At 41.0% G+C, this 19,492-nt stretch carries 17 protein-coding genes; 12 read left to right on the plus strand and 5 right to left on the minus strand.

Annotated features, from left to right (window positions below; translation table 11 throughout):
* Both Phpb_RS04650 and Phpb_RS04655 read right to left on the minus strand, forming a co-directional pair.
* Positions 1-2,210, minus strand: a 2,210-nt coding sequence (locus Phpb_RS04650; RefSeq protein WP_240492399.1) for an inverse autotransporter beta domain-containing protein, incomplete at its 3' end; no start/stop codon positions are given.
* A 260-nt stretch (positions 2,211-2,470) separates the two neighbouring features.
* On the minus strand, positions 2,471-4,414 hold the full coding sequence (locus tag Phpb_RS04655; protein ID WP_065389389.1) for a phage tail protein: 1,944 nt from the start codon (positions 4,412-4,414) through the stop codon (positions 2,471-2,473).
* A gap of 278 nt (positions 4,415-4,692) precedes the next feature.
* Between Phpb_RS04655 and pth the strand changes: the two genes are divergently transcribed.
* The 5 genes from pth (at position 4,693) to Phpb_RS04680 (ending at position 10,287) form a co-directional block, all read left to right on the plus strand.
* A complete protein-coding gene (pth, locus tag Phpb_RS04660) occupies positions 4,693-5,283 on the plus strand; it encodes an aminoacyl-tRNA hydrolase (protein WP_065389390.1) in 591 nt (196 codons plus the stop codon).
* 134 nt (positions 5,284-5,417) lie between these two features.
* On the plus strand, positions 5,418-6,509 hold the full coding sequence (ychF, locus tag Phpb_RS04665) for a redox-regulated ATPase YchF (RefSeq protein WP_065389391.1): 1,092 nt from the start codon (positions 5,418-5,420) through the stop codon (positions 6,507-6,509).
* A gap of 414 nt (positions 6,510-6,923) precedes the next feature.
* Positions 6,924-7,496, plus strand: coding sequence for a nuclear transport factor 2 family protein (locus tag Phpb_RS04670; protein ID WP_065389392.1), 573 nt, complete (start codon positions 6,924-6,926; stop codon positions 7,494-7,496).
* A gap of 722 nt (positions 7,497-8,218) precedes the next feature.
* Positions 8,219-9,025, plus strand: a complete 807-nt coding sequence (locus tag Phpb_RS04675) for a hypothetical protein (RefSeq protein WP_065389393.1) — start codon at positions 8,219-8,221, stop codon at positions 9,023-9,025.
* 419 nt (positions 9,026-9,444) lie between these two features.
* Positions 9,445-10,287 carry a hypothetical protein gene (locus Phpb_RS04680; protein WP_046395196.1) on the plus strand — a complete coding sequence of 281 codons (843 nt, stop codon included), beginning with the start codon at positions 9,445-9,447 and terminating at the stop codon, positions 10,285-10,287.
* 119 nt (positions 10,288-10,406) lie between these two features.
* Here Phpb_RS04680 and Phpb_RS04685 read toward each other — a convergent pair whose 3' ends face one another.
* Both Phpb_RS04685 and Phpb_RS04690 read right to left on the minus strand, forming a co-directional pair.
* Positions 10,407-10,607: an AbrB/MazE/SpoVT family DNA-binding domain-containing protein gene (locus tag Phpb_RS04685; protein ID WP_065389394.1), complete on the minus strand. Its 201-nt coding sequence runs from the start codon at positions 10,605-10,607 to the stop codon at positions 10,407-10,409.
* Positions 10,608-10,646: 39 nt separating this feature from the next.
* The gene (locus tag Phpb_RS04690) at positions 10,647-12,068 is read right to left on the minus strand and encodes an aminotransferase-like domain-containing protein (RefSeq protein ID WP_065389395.1); all 1,422 of its coding nucleotides are present in this window, start codon (positions 12,066-12,068) and stop codon (positions 10,647-10,649) included.
* Between the two features lie 131 nt (positions 12,069-12,199).
* Here Phpb_RS04690 and Phpb_RS04695 point away from each other — a divergent pair, with 131 nt between their 5' ends.
* The 7 genes from Phpb_RS04695 to Phpb_RS04720 all read left to right on the plus strand — a co-directional run bounded on the left by Phpb_RS04695 (position 12,200) and on the right by Phpb_RS04720 (position 18,166).
* On the plus strand, positions 12,200-13,537 hold the full coding sequence (locus Phpb_RS04695) for a cytochrome ubiquinol oxidase subunit I (RefSeq protein WP_065389396.1): 1,338 nt from the start codon (positions 12,200-12,202) through the stop codon (positions 13,535-13,537).
* On the plus strand, positions 13,527-14,534 hold the full coding sequence (gene cydB, locus Phpb_RS04700; protein WP_065389397.1) for a cytochrome d ubiquinol oxidase subunit II: 1,008 nt from the start codon (positions 13,527-13,529) through the stop codon (positions 14,532-14,534). Before Phpb_RS04695 ends, cydB begins: the two co-directional genes overlap by 11 nt.
* Positions 14,515-14,673, plus strand: a complete 159-nt coding sequence (locus Phpb_RS23525) for a DUF2474 domain-containing protein (protein WP_075489392.1) — start codon at positions 14,515-14,517, stop codon at positions 14,671-14,673. The genes cydB and Phpb_RS23525 overlap by 20 nt, the downstream gene beginning before the upstream one ends.
* Positions 14,674-14,881: 208 nt before the next feature.
* Positions 14,882-15,970 (plus strand): histidine kinase, encoded by a 1,089-nt coding sequence (locus Phpb_RS04705; protein ID WP_240492401.1) that lies wholly within the window; start codon positions 14,882-14,884, stop codon positions 15,968-15,970.
* 286 nt (positions 15,971-16,256) lie between these two features.
* Positions 16,257-17,090 carry a siderophore-interacting protein gene (locus Phpb_RS04710; protein WP_065389399.1) on the plus strand — a complete coding sequence of 278 codons (834 nt, stop codon included), beginning with the start codon at positions 16,257-16,259 and terminating at the stop codon, positions 17,088-17,090.
* Between the two features lie 385 nt (positions 17,091-17,475).
* Positions 17,476-17,817 (plus strand): type II toxin-antitoxin system RelE/ParE family toxin, encoded by a 342-nt coding sequence (locus Phpb_RS04715; protein ID WP_065389400.1) that lies wholly within the window; start codon positions 17,476-17,478, stop codon positions 17,815-17,817.
* A gap of 7 nt (positions 17,818-17,824) precedes the next feature.
* On the plus strand, positions 17,825-18,166 hold the full coding sequence (locus Phpb_RS04720) for an addiction module antidote protein (protein ID WP_088776107.1): 342 nt from the start codon (positions 17,825-17,827) through the stop codon (positions 18,164-18,166).
* Positions 18,167-18,539: 373 nt separating this feature from the next.
* Here the strand turns inward: Phpb_RS04720 and phoH are convergent, their stop codons facing one another.
* Positions 18,540-19,331 carry a phosphate starvation-inducible protein PhoH gene (gene phoH / locus Phpb_RS04725; protein WP_065389401.1) on the minus strand — a complete coding sequence of 264 codons (792 nt, stop codon included), beginning with the start codon at positions 19,329-19,331 and terminating at the stop codon, positions 18,540-18,542.
* Positions 19,332-19,492 lie beyond the last annotated feature (161 nt).

Here is a 19,492-nt window from a genome sequence, read left to right on the forward strand (position 1 = left end):
TTGTCTTTATCCGCATCCACCGTCACGCTGGCGACATAATAGCTGGCGCTGAACTCCGTAAAACTGACTTTTCCATTCGCGTTCACCGCCGTCTGCTGGGTAGCCGTTTTCGCCGATACCAGCACATCTTTCACCACCGCCGTGCTGGTTAAGGTCGCCGTCACCTGCCCCTGCGCGTTACTCACCGGATTGCTCTGTTTCGTCAGTTTTAATCCGTCAGTCTTTGGATTGGTCTGCCAGTCAATGTCGACCGGTTTATCCGCTACCGGCTTGCCATGCGCATCCACCACCGTCGCCGTGAAGGTATAAGTGTCAGCGCCGTTGTTGTAGTGCGCCTTGTCTTTATCCACATCCACCGTCACGCTAGAAACTCGATAGCTGCTGCTGGACTCAGTAAAGCTGACTTTTTTATCCGTCGTAACACGTTCACCATTAATACTGACGCTGACTTGTATATCGGATAATGGCGTTGTACTGGTTAATGTTGCAGTCTGTTGCCCATTTTTATCTGTTGCCTCTGAATCAGGCTTTAATTTCAATCCAGGATCTTTTTTATCTGTATCCCAAATCAATTTAGCATTTTCGATCGGTGTTTTTTTGTCAGCGCCAAGTAAAGTAGCGGTGTAGACATATTTCGCATTTCCATCAGCAATTAAAGGGTCGGTGGTATTAACATTCAAAGAAATATTACGTTGTAATACATGAGCTTGTATCTGCACTCCCCACTGCTCATCTTTACTTGTACCTGTTATGGTATAGTCATTTTTTCCATCAGGCTGATATTCCGGTAACTTAATGGTATAACCATGAGTACTTGCTATATTTACAATTCCGCCATTTTTCTGGAATAATTCAGGCATTTCCCAGGCAATATCTTTTAATGAAGTATCAGATTGAATTTGTATTGGTTTAATTTCACCACCGTAACCACTGATTTCTAATACAGGGACCAGTAACCTAAAACGTTGCGGTTTTTTCAGATAATTCAAAATAATATTATTATTTCTCTCAACTAAATCGTAACGATTTCCAGCTAAACTTCGTAGTGAAGAAACATTTTCTGGTGAAAGCTGTTCTGATAACGGAACACCAAATCGGTAGTTCACATTAAACGAAAATATGCCATCACTCTTTCCCTCTTTTCCTAATTTATAGTCAACTCCCGCTGTGATCAGTGGAATCGGGGTATAATTTACCCCAATAGTTGCTGCATAGGGATCTTTTTGCCTATTGTCCTTGCCGAATAACGCAACATTATCACCAAAATATTGTTCATATTTTATTTTGGCGCCAATTGACGGCATTGCAGGTAAATACATGTCGGCGATAAGGTCATAGCCATTGGCAGGGCGTTCATAATAATTGGCTAAATCACGAGAATTATGCCAATCGCTCAGGCGAAAATATGCGTTAGCAGACATTTTTAGGTAGTTAGTCCACAGTTCACCACCCAGACTGAATCGGCTGTTATTGCCGGTTAAATCATTATCGTAAAAAGTGTTCGCCCCATACATCCAGTTATTTACGAATAAACGGGTTCCAACACCTAAATTCACAGTGTCACGACTATCTTTATGACGATATCCATATTGGCTATAAACAAGCCAGTGGTCTTTATCATCATAGAAAGGCACGAGTAAGTCTACGGAACTTTCGTCCAAGCGCCCATGATGATCAACATTTAAATTAATTTTCGCTGTACCAAACTGTGATAACCATTTCTGGGTGCTATTGGTTATCTGACTATTTAACTTGTTGACAACATAATCTTGCGCTAATTTTTTCGGATCTTTCTTTAGTAATCCAAGGAATTCAGGGCCACGAGAGAGGATTAAAGGCGGGAGATTTTGATTATCATCTTTAGGATCACTTTCATGTAACTGGGGTATTTTTGGTTTTTCACCGCTATCGTTTTTTCCTATTACGCTTCTCTTTGATAAAAAACCACTACATCGCCTCTGCTCCAATCGCTTTTTCTCTTTCTGAGTAACGTTTTCGTGTAGTTTCTTATTAGCCTGATTATGTTTCACGGCGGATTCCGGGTAATCCTGACAATTTTCAACACCAATCAAAGAATTTCCTGATTCAGGTAACGCAGTATAACTTTTCAGTGGCATAAACGCGGCAAATAGAAAACAGGCTATTAGCACACGTTTATTTATCTTATAACTTAAACTTATTGCGTTACGAAAAATACGATTGATGTTCATCAGTAATACCATAAAGTTCCCACCGTTATATTCATTTATAGCCACTGACCACATTAAATGACTTTTTATGGCCTTGTATAATGAAAATAAATTATCAGCCGATAACTATTAGTAATCACTTGGCAAAACTATCGTAAATTCTTGTCCAATCCGGTATTAAGTCTCTATACAATTTTCATCAAAACATAAGAAAGAACCCGTTGCATAAGTCGTTCAACGGGTTTTATGTTTATTTGTGATTATGAGTTAGCTCTCAATTATTATGATTTTCCCGGCAGTTGAACTCGAACATTAATCACTCGTCCATCGGGAATATCGCATAGCTCACCCTCATTGTAATAAACGACCTCCCCGCCATCGTTAATACTCTTAACACGTCTATTTTGAGCAAATATCGGCGCGTCTCTATTTTGACGATGATAACACTCAATGGTTATATCTCCACTAGGCATATCTACTGATTCATTAACCCAAATCAGATTTAACCCGTTACTGTCTGCCGGAACAATGGTACCACCATGAATTCCCCATGCTCCATCTTTAGCAAAACCGTTGCAGCCGCTGATGCGATATTTCCCTGTCTCTATCCGCTCGACAGTCATACCCTCCGCTTCACGCGTTAGTTCGTAAGTTCCGTCTGGATGAATACTTACTATGGGGCTGGATACTTTAAGATTGCCGTTAGTGTCAGCGATACAGTTATTATTAAGAATGGCAATAGGATTACCGTTATATTGCAATTTATCGCCGCCAATTGTCAGTCTGCCGTATCTTTTTTCATTGCAAATATCAAAATCCGATGAGCCGTCACCTGGAACTCCAATGTAGGCGGTTCTTTTTCCTCCCTCAATAAACTGAAAATATGCGTGTCTACCCGCGTCATATGTTATATTAAAAACACCGCCGGCCCCCTTTAAATTTGCCGACACTGCTTCAATCTGACCTACCGGAGAAACAGAAAAAACCCGATTGTTATTGATATATGCGGCTAGCTCTCCACCAATTGTTAATTTGCTAGATTTCTTTTCATTACAAATATCAAAGTCCGATGAGCCGTCACCCGGAAATCCAACGTAGGCCGTTCTTTTTGCTTCCTCAATAAACTGAAAATAAGCATGTCTACCGGTGTCATGTATTACATTAAAAACACCCGCGTTCCCCCTTATATTCGCTGACGCGGCTTCAATCTGACCCGCAGGAGAAACAGAGAAAACCCGTCTACCATTAATATCTATAGAATATCCATAGGTATCTACACTACCACCACGCACAATACCGGCTTTAGCATAATTGTCATACCAATTGTAAAGTGTATACGAGACTATTGTACCCGCCGGTCTTCCACCAGATTCAGAAGCTAACACAACCGCATTACGTTCGTTTGGAATTGTCTCGACTTGTTTAAACCTAGCATTCCCATTTATATTCGCTGACGCGGCTTCAATCTGACCCGCGGGAGAAACAGAAAAAACCCGTCTGCCATTAATATCTATCGTATATCCGTAGGTATCAACGCTACCGCCACGCACAATCCCTGTTTTAATATAATTGTCATACCAGTTGTAAAGTGTAAAACCGACTATCTCATTTGCCGGTTTAGCGCCCTGTAAAGAAACTAACATCGTCGCGTTACGTTCAGTAGGCAGCGTTTCAACCTGTTTAAACCTAAAATATTGTGGATAATTCCCCCCATTAGCCGATACCGCGTTTTTCGCCAATTCCACGGTTTCCGATAAGCCGAGGTTTTTCACAAACGCGTTTTTATCAGGAATATCTGCGCCATTTTGATTTTTTGCCAATCGGTTATTCGCATTATCATTTACATCAGAAACTAGCTTCTGAGTGACGGCGAGAGTATTACTATTACCTATTTTATCTGTGAGCTGAGTAACACCTTTTTGTGTTAATGAAGCATTTGGTACTTGTATCGCGATTTTTTGTTCTAACGCGCTATTTAACTGGACAATAAGTTTAGCTACATCCCCATCATCCAGAACATCATTGTCGGAATATGTCGCAATAAAATTAGCCACAACAGATGTTATTGTCGACGACTGACGTAATACTTTGTTTAATAAATGAGTGGTAATATTTTCCGGGGGAAATCCTGTCTTTAAACTCGTGCTCTCTTCGTATCCTGCTTGACTCACTACATTGGCATTATTACTAATGGAAAAAGCTTTAAAATCATTCTTGAGTTTCATATATTTTCCTCAAATTAAATAATATCAATTTATAATCAATCAGTTATTTCAATTATATTCTAGCTTAGAAGAAGAATAATGAAACATTCTTAAAACTTAGGCTGACAACTATTTTTTATAATTACTGCTTACAATTTCATATCCTAAAAATAATTTATTGTTCGATAACCATCAGTAATCACTTAAAGGAAAGAGTCATCAAACTGAACTTTGTACTCGTCGCACCCGACAGGTAAACTAGCCCTCTTTTTGTTTTAGGCCAAAAGTGAAGAAAAATAGTGAGTAACATAAAATTAATCGTCGGTCTGGCTAATCCCGGTGCTGAATATGCCCAAACCAGACACAATGCCGGAGCCTGGTATGTTGACCTGCTCGCTCAAAGCCACAATCAATCACTGAAAGAAGAGAGTAAATTTTTCGGTTACACCGCCCGGATCAATATCTGCGGTCATGATGTTCGTCTGTTAGTTCCGACGACATTTATGAATCTTAGCGGTAAATCTGTCACCGCCCTCGCCTCTTTCTACCGCATTCAACCGGATGAAATTCTGGTGGCCCATGATGAACTCGATTTACCGCCAGGAGTGGCAAAAATGAAACTGGGCGGCAGTCATGGCGGCCATAATGGCTTGAAAGATATTCAGAATAAATTTGGCAATAATCCTAACTTTCACCGCTTACGTATCGGTATCGGCCATCCCGGCGACAAAAATAAAGTGATTGGCTTTGTGCTAGGCAAACCACCAGCCAGTGAACAAAAGCTAATCGATGATGCCATTGATGAGGCGCTGCGTTGTACGGATATCCTGATGAAACAAGATATGAATAAGGCAATCAATCGTTTACATAGCTTCAAAGCCAGCGCTTAATGACATGAAGTCGATAAATCTTGTCTGTAAGATCGTGATAACCCGCCATTCCGTGTATAATGGCGCCAATTTTTTTGACTCATCGAACAGGCTAACACAGCCTTTTGATTTATAAGTAATTTAAGGTGAAAATCATGGGATTCAAATGCGGTATCGTTGGCCTGCCTAACGTCGGAAAATCAACCTTATTCAACGCGCTGACTAAAGCAGGTATCGAAGCGGCAAACTTCCCGTTCTGCACCATTGAACCCAATACCGGTGTCGTTCCTATGCCAGATCCACGGCTTGAACAACTGGCGGAAATTGTGAAACCTCAGCGAATCCTACCGACCACAATGGAATTCGTCGATATTGCGGGTCTGGTAAAAGGCGCGTCAAAAGGTGAAGGTTTGGGCAACCAGTTTCTGACCAACATTCGTGAAACGGAAGCTATCGGCCATGTTGTGCGCTGCTTTGTCAACGACAATATCATTCACGTTTCCGGTCAAGTTGATCCTGCTTCTGATATTGAGATCATCAATACCGAACTGGCCCTTTCCGATCTGGACACCTGCGAACGAGCCATTCATCGTGTCCAGAAAAGAGCCAAAGGCGGCGATAAAGATGCCAAAGCAGAATTGGCAGTACTGGAAAAATGTCTGCCTCATCTGGAACAAGCGGGTATGTTGCGGGCGTTGGATCTCAGCACCGAAGAGAAAGCAGCTATCCGCTATCTGAGTTTTCTGACGCTGAAACCCACCATGTACATCGCTAACGTCAACGAAGAAGGTTTTGAAAATAACCCACATTTGGATGCGGTTCGTGCGATCGCAGAAAAAGAGGGCTCGGTGGTCGTTCCGGTTTGTGCCGCGGTAGAATCGGATATCGCGGAGCTGGAAGATGATGAACGCGAAGAGTTTATGGCTGAACTTGGCCTGGAAGAACCCGGTTTAAATCGCGTTATCCGCGCGGGTTATCAGTTACTGAGTCTGCAAACTTACTTCACTGCCGGAGTGAAAGAGGTTCGGGCATGGACCATCCCGGTTGGCGCCACCGCACCACAAGCAGCCGGTAAGATCCATACTGATTTCGAAAAAGGTTTTATCCGCGCACAAACCATCTCTTTTGAAGATTTCATCACTTATAAAGGTGAACAAGGTGCAAAAGAGGCCGGTAAAATGCGTTCAGAAGGTAAGGATTATGTCGTTAAAGATGGCGATGTGATGAACTTCTTGTTTAATGTCTAATTGACTTTTCATCTCTCACTGCATCGCAAGATATCTCTGAGACTGATTAAAACTCTTAAAATCCACGCAATTGCGTGGATTTTTGTTTTCATATAGAAGCTGGTTTTGGTGTAAAAACGGCTAATCCGAGCCAGTTGATTTTTTATAAAAATAATTACTTTATGTGACTATTTACAGGCTTTTCTATTAGGCGTAGTATCTGATTCCTGATGTCTTTCTATACGATAGTTATCCGGTGTAAGTCCGTTTCCTTATTAAACTACGTTGTTTCGGGTGGTTCTTCTCTATCTAGTCAAAATTCAAACAAGCCGATGAACAATCATTTTTAATTTATCTAATTAAGGAGCCCATCAATACTTAAATCTTTATAAAACAATCTTTTAGTTCCTTTAGTACTCACAAAGAGGAAAGACCATGAAAAGTCACAAGAGGTTATCGTTATTCACGCTTTTACTGCTTACTGCCAGCCCGGTAGCACTTGCGGTGCAAAACAATTGGCCCGGCACGAAAGCAGAGCAACCAACCCCCAAAATCAAAGGGATGCCCGAAGCCCTGGCAAAAAATTTGGCTAACTTTGATGATCTTGATTTCCGTGTCTATACACACCAAAGATGGTGGGATCTACATAAGAGCCATGCCATGAACATTATTGTTCACTACCCTGATGGTCATACTACGAAGGGTATTCGACAGCATCTTGACGATCTGAAGTATATGTGGACATTTGCCCCTGATAACCGAATCACGGAGCACCCGGTACGGTTTGGTACTGCTGATGCGGAATGGACCGCTGTGACGGGATTTACAGATGGAACATTTACGAAACCTATGGTTCTCCCGGACGGTAAGGTTATTAAACCTACAGGTAAGGCGTATCACCTCCCTATGGCGACAATCGGACACTGGAACAAACAAGGGGTTATGGATGAAGAGTATCTATTCTGGGACGATTCTGTGCTGATGAAACAGGTAGGTATTAGTAATTGATCCAACAATTTCGTACGGACTTGCTTAAGAGCGAGTCCGTAAATGTTGCAATGTTATTTCCCTGCCGTCAGATCAATAAAACTACCTGTAATATACGAAGCTTCATCCAATAATAACTAAGTACTAAATAATCACTAATATTCAACAATATAAATAAAAAATCACGATTCAACATCTAATTTATTCTTCATATCTCATAAACTAATTAAAACTCTTAACTCACTTATTTTGAAAAAAAATATCGGCGCATCTCTATTTTGACGATACTTTAAATTACTTTTATAATTGATAAAAATAAAAAATTTCTCACACAACAAATCCACATTACATTCTTTAGACAGTGCTACTCACTTAGCAATAGAATAAATAAGACAAACTATACAACAAAAAATTCAACAAAAAATTTAATATAATTGATCGTAATTTTCACTTGTAATTATTTTCACCTAATAAATATGAATCAAAACAAATTGAAAAATAACTAATAATAAAATGCATTATTATAAAATAAAAAATAAATAGCAGAATAGTATAATGTAAGATTATTCAATAAAAACCGCACAAATTTTATTGAAATAGACTTTACATATTGCATTTTTATACTATTATTAAAAGATTGTTATTGATATAAAATAAATTATCGTTTCTGAATCTGGAAATTATGTTGAGTAAGAAATAAAAATCAATTACTTATCTAATAAATCCATATAAGGAAAACAACTATGAGAGATATATTCACAAATTTTGATCATAAATTTAAAGATGTTCAAGAGTGGATAGAATACATTAAATACAGAGGAGAAAAATATTCTAAAACACAGCCATATTCAGATAATATCTTTACTCACTTCTCAGAAATTGAGAATCTTTCTGATATACAAAGTCCAGCCAGTGTAGCAACGACAAATGCATACACACTCTTCGCAAAGAAATCAGCTACATCAAATAAATATCCAGTCAGTGTCACTGAGGGGCTGCAAACTATCATCAACTTATGTCGAGTCGCATCAGGCTATGATCCATTGGAACCAGAAGGTGATGGCAATGCGCAGAAATTCATAGCATTCACCGAAGAAATAGAAAAGGTTCCTTTTCTCTCTTTACTATGGGCAGACAAAAGTACGGTCACTCAACAAAGCCATGACACAGATGTCTTGATCGATTCTTTTATTAAAGTCTTTCAAGGATTATCTCCTCAAGATAAAATTACCCTCAAGATTTATTTGAAAAAGTTGATTGATACCGCTTTATCATATGCCGATCAGAAGGAAAAAGAATCCAACCTGGTACAATATGTTCTGGCTAAAACCCCAAATGGAGTGTCACTCTTACTCTATTCTTCTGTATTGACAATAAAGAAAGTAGATAACAAAGGTACGATTAAATTTACATCTCATTATAATCTTTGCCAGGCAGAATATAATCTCAGCCAGAAAATATGGGAAATGACAAGATCAGTATTGGAGAAAGAAGATAAGATAACCATAGAATATTTAATCAATTGTATGACAACCAAAACGAAAGCATAAACTGAAAACTTTCTATAAGTAGATTAATTGATTTATATCAATGACATCATTACCAATATGTTCTGAGATTATTCTCATTATAGTTATTCAATAAAACTATTAAGCTCAATAAAAATACAATATATGAAAATATCACATAAATAACCATTTATCCGTGCGGAATAAGTTAAATTACATACCCTTAATATTTGATAGTGAAAAATATCCATTTATGGATATACTTAGTTTGCGAAAAATATATTTAACATTCGTTAACAAAAATTTAAAACAAAAATTACCAAGCTAAAAAAGTAGTAATATTAAGTACATGATTATCGATTTATCTCACTGTTAATAATAGGGTTAAATATTGTTCCCTATTTTCAACAGTACCCTAACATTCAATCCCTAACTTAATAAATCTATTAAGGATAAAAATCATGGAACATATCTTAAATAATCCTGATTATGCAGTTAAAAAAGCCCAAGAATGGATAGAACATATTGAAAAAGGAGGAACAAGGCTCCTTAACGATTGGGAACGCTCAGGCAATATTATTATGGATTCTCCTGATGCTGGCGATTATTCCGATGTACAGAGTCCGGCTAATGGCGCAGCTACAGGAGATTATACACAGCTTGCAAAAGACTCTTCCACATCATCTAAAAATCCGTTAAGCATTACCGAAGGCTTGCAAACTGTTATTAATATGTGCCGTGCGGTCTCAGGCTATAATCCTTTAGATCCTCAAGGCCAGGGTAATAAAAAGAATTTCTTCTCATTCACAGAAGAGTTATCTGGCGTTCCATTCCTTTCTTTGCTGTCAACAAGCGTACAAAATGTTATTCAAAAAAGTCATGACGCAGATGTTTTGATCAACTCTTTCCTGGAAAACTTCTTAGGATTATCCAGTCAAGAGAAAGAGCAGATGAAAACCCCTCTGAGACAATTAGCTATCGCAGCATTATCCTATGCGGGCAGGAGACAAACTCAATCCAATTTCGTACAAAGTGTTCTTGCCACATCACCAAGAGGTGGCGTGTCATTCTTCTTATATTGGTCTGAGTTTTCAATCGTCGCTTACGAAGATGATAAAGGTCTTATCGAATTCAAATCTCATTACTTCCTGCCACAAGCAGAATATAACCTAAGATACGAATCATGGGTAAATGTAAGACCCGCGTTCGAGAAAGCACAGAAGGTATCATTAGAAGATTGGATTGACAGTATGACCACTCGGAGAAAGAAAGGAAGTAATGTAAGAGCGTTTTGTATAGAATAATACGGTGAAATAATCCCAAAATGGTGTCTGCAAAAAAGGTCGTGGACACCATAAAGTTCATTGAAGCAGCGATAAACCACAGAGTAATTATTCCCGGTATCAAGCATAGTGTCTCAGTATCAGAATCCCTCACGTTCTTGTACTGACGACTGTTCGCGTTCTGTCATAAAATCGGCTGTAACACCAGAACCATCAAACCAGCTATTCCAAGATTCACCAACCACATCTACCTGTCTCACACCTTCGGGAAAACCACAACTTTGAATGGTCGGACCGCTTACTTGAGAATGGTTATTTTTAAACGCCGTTGTTTTCTCCATAAAATTCTCCTCCTTAATAGAGATTAATACAGCCTGAAATCAGGCTATTTCAGCCAATAATGTATGACAAATATTACCTAAAGTCTGCATAGCACGTTCCATTTCCTGATCCCAATCAAAAGAGGCATTCAGACGAAAAGCATGATTAAACTGTTCGCTAGTGCAAAACATACTGCCCGGTGCAATGCTGATCCCTTCTGCCAATGCCAGTTGATAAAGCCGCTGTGCATTGAACAGAGGCTCAAATTCCAACCAGAGAAAATAGCCACCTTTAGGGCGATTCACTTTTACCGACGTCGGCATATAGTCACTAATCGCTCGTAGCATCAGGTGTTGACGTTGCTCCAATATGCGACGAAGGCGGCGTAAGTGGTTGTCATATCCCCCCTCCGCAAGATAATCAGCAATTGCCAATTGCGTCGGCATGCTGGCAGAAACGGTACTCATCATTTGTAGCTGTTGGATTTTCCTGGCATGTTTTCCTGCCGCAACCCAACCTACCCGAAATCCCGGCGCCAGACATTTGGAAAACGAGGAGCAATGCATAAAGTTGTTTTCACTGTCCAACCCTTTCGCAGGTACAGGCCGTTGCTGCTCGAAATAGAGTTCACCATACACATCATCTTCAATAAGCACCACCTGATTACTGTTCAGGATATTCACCAGCCGTAATTTACTGTCAGCGGACATCGTTCCCCCTAGCGGGTTCTGAAAGTGAGTCATTAACCAACAAGCTTTTATCGGGTATTTCTGAATCACCTCCTCCAGCGCATCCAAATCAATACCGTTTTGTGGATCAGTTTTGATGGCTACCGCTTTCAAACGCAAACGTTCAATGGCCTGTAAAGCACCGTAAAAAGCCGGTGATTCAATCACCACCCAATCGCCCGGTTCCGTCACCGACTGTAAACTGAAGCTCAGCGATTCCATCGCGCCAGCGGTAATGACAATTTCATCAGGAGAGACATGAATACCATGCATGGCATAACGGCGTGATATGTTACGGCGTAACTTATCATTTCCCGGCGGTAAATTGGCTAAAGCGCTATGTGGCGCTATTCGCCTGGCAGCGGCCGCTAACGCTTTGGAAAGTTTAGGCTGAATCAATAAGGATGGGTCCGGAAAGGCTGAACCAAACGGAATAATCGCAGGATCTTTACACGCCTGTAATACATCAAAAATAGAAGCGCTTATTTCCACGCTTTCACTTAAATGTAATCGCTTTCCCCCTTTTGCGGCGGCAAAGAGTTGTAAACGTTTAGCAACGTAATAACCCGATTGAGGACGAGAAACGATCCATCCCTGACTCTCTAATAATTGATAAGATTGAACAACGGTCATCAAACTCAAACCTGATAACTTCACTGATTCTCTCAGTGAAGGTAATCTATCTCCCACCAGCCAGGTGCCATCTTCGATATGTTGAAGAATTTGCCTGGCAAATTGTTCATAACGCTTCATCAATTCAGACCTCTCCGCAAACTGTTATAGTTAATATACAGAAAACTGTCACTATTATAGTTATTTTTTTCATGCTTTACTTACCCGTATACATTTCCTGCCTTTATTCAAACTAAAAATAAGAGGTCACTATGTTTGGTTTAAGCGCCTTGGAACTGGCCAGAATTCAATTCGCGTTTACCGTCTCGTTTCACATTATCTTTCCGGCGATTACCATCGGGTTGGCCAGTTTTTTAGCCGTATTGGAAGGATTATGGCTGAAAACGCGGAATACCGATTACAAAGCGCTATATCATTTTTGGTCGAAAATTTTTGCTGTTAACTTCGGCATGGGCGTGGTTTCCGGTCTGGTGATGGCTTACCAGTTCGGCACCAACTGGAGTTTTTTCTCTGATTTTGCCGGTTCGATCACCGGCCCATTACTGACTTACGAAGTATTGACCGCGTTCTTTCTTGAAGCGGGCTTTCTCGGCGTGATGTTATTTGGCTGGAATCGTGTAGGTGAAAAATTACATTTCTTCGCCACCCTTATGGTTGCGCTAGGTACTCTGATATCCACTTTTTGGATATTGGCCTCCAATAGTTGGATGCAAACCCCGCAAGGCCACGAAATTGTCAATCATCAGGTCGTCCCCGTTGACTGGTTGGCCGTGATATTTAATCCCTCCTTTCCATATCGCCTGGCTCATATGTCTACTGCGGCCTTCCTCGCCTCAGCATTCTTTGTTGCAGCTTCAGCGGCATGGCATTTATTAAAAGGCAATGACTCGACAGCAATGAAAAAAATGCTATCCATGTCGATGTGGATGATCCTGATTATTGCGCCTTTACAGGCATTGATTGGGGATGCTCACGGTCTTAACACACTCAAGCATCAACCCGCCAAAGTCGCGGCAATGGAAGGCCACTGGGAAAATCTTCCCGGCGAAGCGACTCCGCTGATCCTGTTTGGTATCCCGGATATGGAACGGGAAGAGACGCGTTATGCCGTCGAAATCCCTTATCTCGCCAGTCTGATTCTGACTCACAGTATAGATAAGCAAGTTCCAGCTCTTAAGGAGTTTCCACCGGAAGACAGACCAAACGCGCTTATGGTTTTCTGGTCATTTAGAGTGATGGTCGGCCTCGGTATGTTGATGATAATTGCCGGCTTTTGGGGGCTTTGGTTGCGCTATAAAAGACGACTTTACCAGTCAAAAGCCTTCCTGCGTTTCATATTCTTGATGGCGCCTTCCGGCCTGATCGCCATTCTTGCCGGTTGGTTTACTACCGAAATCGGCCGTCAACCGTGGGTCGTTTATGGTTTGCTACGCACCAAAGATGCGGTATCCGCACACGGTGAAATCCATATGAGCATCAGTTTGTTGCTTTTCATCGCGGTTTACAGCTCAGTATTTGGTGTGGGTTACGCCTACATGATGAAACTTATCCGCAAGGGGCCCAAAAAGGAGTTAGAAAATGGGTATTGATCTGCCGTTAATCTGGTTCATCATCATTGTGTTCAGCATCATGATGTACATTGTCATGGATGGTTTTGATCTTGGCATTGGGTTGCTCTATCCCACGATTAAAAGCGATAGGGATCGTGATTTAATGATGAACAGCGTCGCGCCGGTGTGGGATGGCAACGAAACCTGGCTGGTGCTTGGAGGCGCGGGTTTATTCGGTGCTTTCCCTTTGGCTTATGCCGTTATACTTGATGCGTTAACAATTCCCCTGACATTAATGTTATTCGGCCTGATCTTTCGTGGCGTCGCCTTTGAATTTCGTTTCAAAAGCGCGCCTGAGCATCGTCATATCTGGGACAAAGCTTTTATCGGCGGCTCTGTGATGGCGACGTTTGTTCAAGGCGTGGTGGTGGGCGCCTTTATTCAAGGATTCCCGGTGGAAAACCGAGCTTACGCCGGCGGCTATTTTGATTGGTTCTCACCCTTCCCCTTATTTTGTGGTTTTGGGCTGGTAGTTGCTTACGCCTTGTTAGGCTGCGGCTGGCTAATTATGAAAACCGAAGGTCACTTACAACAAGAGATGTACCGTATCGCCCGTCCGCTCATTTTTCTGATGCTGACAGTTATCGCCATTATCAGTTTATGGACGCCATTCATCCATCCGGCAATCGCTGAACGTTGGTTCAGTCTGCCTAACCTGTTATTCTTCCTCCCTGTGCCACTATTAGTGGTCTGGGCGGGCTGGAAACTACTACATTCAATCAAACGCCAAACTCATTACACACCGTTTCTATCAGCGCTATTATTAGTTTTCCTTGGTTACAGTGGATTAGGCATCAGTATCTGGCCTAACTTGATCCCACCGACCATCAGCTATGAAGCTGCGGCAGCGCCACAACAAAGTTTAGGTTTTATGCTGGTCGGCGCCCTACTTATCATCCCAGTGATCCTGGTTTACACCTACTGGAGCTACTACGTTTTTAGAGGGAAAGTTAATCATGAACAAGGCTACCACTAATCAAAACACGCCACGCCCTTCTGTATGGAAACGGATAGGCTGGATGGCAATGATCTGGTTATGCAGTGTGCTGGCTCTTTTTGCTGTTTCCACACTATTTCGCCTGTTAATGACAGCAGCCGGTATGAAATTGAAGTAATTATTAACACTATTTAATAAATTGAGCTAAAGTTTTCATCAGTATTGCAGAACGGAATCTTAGCCTGATGAAAACAAGTTCAAATAACACCATCTTCAAAAATCAAAAACTGTTTGTAATCAACTCTATTATAAATTTATTTTTACTTTTTATACTATTGTTGATTAATAAACCGTCGATTCCAGATTTGATTTTACCGTTATTGATAATGTTAAGTATTACAAATGTCTACTTCCTGATAAAAGTGGTACATAACTCTGTTCCTGTTAAAGAATGGCAACATGCAAGATACAAAGCAGAAATTAACGCCCTGAAACAAAAAAATGGCTATTTAGATTTTCTCTGTCAAAGCCATTTCAAACTACAAAATTGTAAGCTGCTACCTGAAAAGCTACAGGAGATTTTTTCCCACCTCAATCGCTTGATCCCTTTCTGTGAAGCCAAAATCATCTTTTATCCATCACAACAAGAATATTCCTTCCGTAATCCTCATCAATGCCCCTATTTCGATATGCCGCTTATTACGAGATGGAATTTAGATGACAATATTGATAACTATGGGACACTCTGGATAAAAACACACAGAAATAGTGATCTTACTCCCGCTGAAAAAAGTCTGGTTCAAGATGTGGTAACTTTAATGACAAATAAACTATTACGGGAAAATCAGCTCCAATGCCAACACCAGAGTGTGCTGGCCGCAGAGAGAGCCGCTATTTCCCGTGAACTCCACGATTCCATTGCTCAATCCCTCTCTTTCCTTAAGATTCAAGTTAATTGCCTATATATCGGCAGTGATAATTTACCCAAGCAAAGTTTAACCTCGCTAAATATGATTAAAGATGAGTTGAATATTGCCTATCGCCAACTAAGAGAATTACTGGCAACTTTCAGGAATGAACAACCTCAATGTAATCTACAAGAATCTTTACAGGACTTGATTAATGAATTTAACCACCGTTTAGGCTTTAACATTGAATTCAATTACCGCCTGACCCATCAGCACATTCCTGACAGTTACAGCAAACATTTGATACAAATCATTAGGGAATGTTTAAACAACTGTTATAAGCACGCCGATGCCAATTGGATCAGTGTCCGCATTTACCCTATTGATGACAAAATTATTACAGTTGTTAGTGATAACGGTCAGGGTATCAATCTGGACTCCGCTAATAAAAACAAATTTGGCATGGCTATTATGCAAGATAGAGTTTCTATCCTGGGTGGACAATTACAGATAAAGAATCGAAAACATGGCGGTACAGAGGTAGAAATTCAATTTTCACTGGATTAAAAAAGGCGGATAAATCCCATTATCGACAGCAACGCAATTTGTTGAATGATAATAATTATCATTTTCGCCAATTGCTGTTACACTAAAAGCCTATCCCAATAGGCGTAATTGTTGCAGGCAGTTTGAACACGGACAGCGCGGAAAAACCGGAGCGTACACGTAGTACGTGAGGATTTTGAGCACTGCCCAGGTTCAAAATGACAAATAAAATAGCCCTATTGAGATAGGCAGTAACTTTGGCTTTATCAGACAATAACCTTCGGTAAATTTTTCAGAGGAATTTTACGTGACTAATAGCATAATTGAAGAAAAGAATATTTACCGTCCTGCACCACCGAGGCTTGTTCAGGTAAAAAACATTTTCGATGTGACACCGAATATGCGTAGCATTACTTTTACCAGCGAGTGCCTGGATAGTTATCCCACGGAATGTGAAGGCGGGCACCTAAAGATATTCTTACCGCTTCCGGGGCAAACCAAACCGGTATTACCGGCTTTATCCCCAGAAGGCCCAATATGGCCCCCCAATGAACTGCGCCCAATTGTCCGTACTTACTCCGTTCGCGCTATCCGCACCGAACAAAAAGAGATCGATATTGAGTTCGCATTACACCACAATGGCGGCCCGGCAGTGGAATTTGCTTATGGCGCTAAAATCGGTGACTGGATCGGTATCACTAACCCCGGCGGCCCAGATCCATTACTGCCAAAAGTCAGCCACTACTATATGGCTGGCGATCCAAGTTCCCTGCCTGCTATTGCCGCGCTCTTGGAAACAGTAAAACCAGATGCGACCGGGCAGATCATTATTCGTATCGAAAGTGAGCAAGATATTCAGGAATTAAAAAAACCGGCTGGAATAGCGGTTCACTGGATCACCGGTGATGTTGAAATAGCTGACAAAATCGTATCTGAATTTAAATCCTGGTCATTACCAACGGAAGATGTCACTTTCTGGCTTGCCGGTGAAGATAAGCTGGTAAAAGAACTTCGTCGCTATGTTCGCCGAGAAAAAGGCTATGAACGCCACCAACTATATGCCATTCCTTACTGGAGACATGGCTTTGATGAGGAAGGTTATCATGACCTGCGTCATGAAGTAATGGATAGCGACGATTAAGAACCTTATATATTTATATTCGCCCCTCACTTACTGAAATTAGAAGGTGAGGGAATCAACGATACGGATATTATCCGCAACATCACTTAAAACGAAGTTTTTAAAATCGAAGAAATGCGATTGACGATAATTCAATTTCTCTTGAGTTTGTAACATTTTGTTACAAATTTATTTTTTCGTAAATTAAAAAAATGAAAATTTTCTCTTGCTATTCGCGACGGGCATGTTCACCCACGATTTCACGCAGTACCGCCAATTCAGCTTCCAGTCAAGCCACGCGGTCAACTGCTGCGGGGAATAAAATATAAAAATTCATGATGGATGCTTGATGAGATGTAACTTATAAGAGACAATAAGTATAAGTCATTGTGATGAGGGCAGCTGAATGCCTTATACAACACTACGTTATCAGGACGGTAACAAGAAAGTTCCTTATACTGAATGGATAAGAAAACTTAGAAAAAAAGATCCCCGCGCTGCCGCTAAGGTTGACACTCAAGTATCCCGCGCATGTGCCGGAAATTTCGGGGATCACAAATTTGAAAGGGATGGTGTCTGGGCATTACGAATTGATTACGGGCAAGGCTACCGCGTTTATTATTCGATGGAAGATGGACAAATAATTCTCTTACTCATCGGAGGCAACAAAGGCTCACAACAAACGGATATAGACAAAGCCGTTAATTACCTTAAAGATTTTCATGTGAGGATAAAAAATGACAGATAAAATCAAAATGAAAGTAGCCTGCGAAGCAGGTGACTCTAATATCCCAGCTTCAATCGATCACGATACTGCAATGATTGAAGAGTTGCGCGCTGATCCTGCATACGCTGAAATCTATTTACAGACGGCGTTAGAAGACATTTACGAGCCGGGCGGCGTTGGTGCGTTCCTTATTGCATTACGCCAGATCATTGAGGCTCGTGGCGGCGTTGGTGAGATAGCCAAAAAATCCGGTCTTGCCCGACAGCATATTTACCGCGCGTTATCCGCTAATGGCAACCCGACATTGAGCACTATTACTGAAATAACACGTGCAGCGGGAGTTAGATTAACCCCGGTCCACTATTCCTAATATGGTGCTGGTTTATTAGCGCCGATTTGTGGGTGTTCATTCCTCAGCCCCACAAATCGGCCTAGTACTACAGCCGTAGATGTTGTGTAATAATACGCCAAGTTTTCACGCCAACATAGCGAAAGATTCGATGCAAATACCGTTGACCCTGTGGACACAGGAGCTGCATACATTACACGCCCGTTTAGCTCCCCTATTCAAGCGCTCCGAACCACATTACTGGAAAATAAAGTAGCGCCACTAAAATCATATCACCCGTTTATCCATATCCAGAATTAAACAATAAAGGTAAAGGATTTAAAATAGGCGGAATAATCAAGGATTACGCCGTGAGGCGCTGTTACAAAAGCCCTCAACGGCGTATTTCCACAATTTATTCACAATAAGCCAATAACGTTTTCTGGCACAATTGAGAACGAACGCAATCCTCTTGATTAAAATGGATAACACTGACGATTTCATCATCTGAAAATCTTTTCAGTGCATCACGCAATCCTGATACGACTCCAACCGGCAAATCGCATTGACTTATATCACCATTTACAATCACAGTAACATTTTCCCCAAGCCGGGTCAGAAACATTTTCATTTGATTAACAGTGACATTCTGGGCTTCATCCAGAATCACAAATGCGTTTTCAAATGTTCTACCTCGCATATAGGCAAAAGGCGCAATTTCCACTTTGCCAATTTCAGGCCGTAAGCAATATTGCAGAAATGATGCTCCCATGCGTTTTAATAAAACGTCATAAACCGGCCGGAAATAAGGTGCAAATTTTTCAGCCATATCTCCGGGCAAAAAACCAAGATCTTCATCCGCCTGTAATACAGGGCGGGTGACGATGATCCTATCAATTTCCTTATTAATCAATGCATCCGCAGCCATTGCCGCACTGATAAACGTCTTACCGCAGCCCGCCTCCCCACTGGCAATAATCAATTTTTTATAGTTTATTGCGCGCATATAACGTCGTTGCGTTTCAGTCCGTGGCAAAATTTCCGAAGTATCCCGGTTATCACGTGCCATACCAATGGCTTCTACGCCACCGAGTTGTACCAGAGAGGTTACATTATCATCCTGATAACATTGATGATGACGCAAATCCCTTTTCATCATCCGTTTTGCCTCTCGACGTGATTTAATCACTGCTTTCTGTCTACTCATAGCAGTATCACCTTATCGTTGTTTTCACCCATACGGTGTCATATCACCGATATAATAACTACATTATTTCAAATAGATAGGCGCCTCTTTTTCGCTTATTTAGCTCCATAGAAAAACGGTGGTAGAATCGTCACATATATTAATGACTTTGATACTCCCAC

It is taken from the genome of Photorhabdus namnaonensis (genome assembly GCF_001684335.1).
Lineage (GTDB): Bacteria > Pseudomonadota > Gammaproteobacteria > Enterobacterales > Enterobacteriaceae > Photorhabdus > Photorhabdus namnaonensis.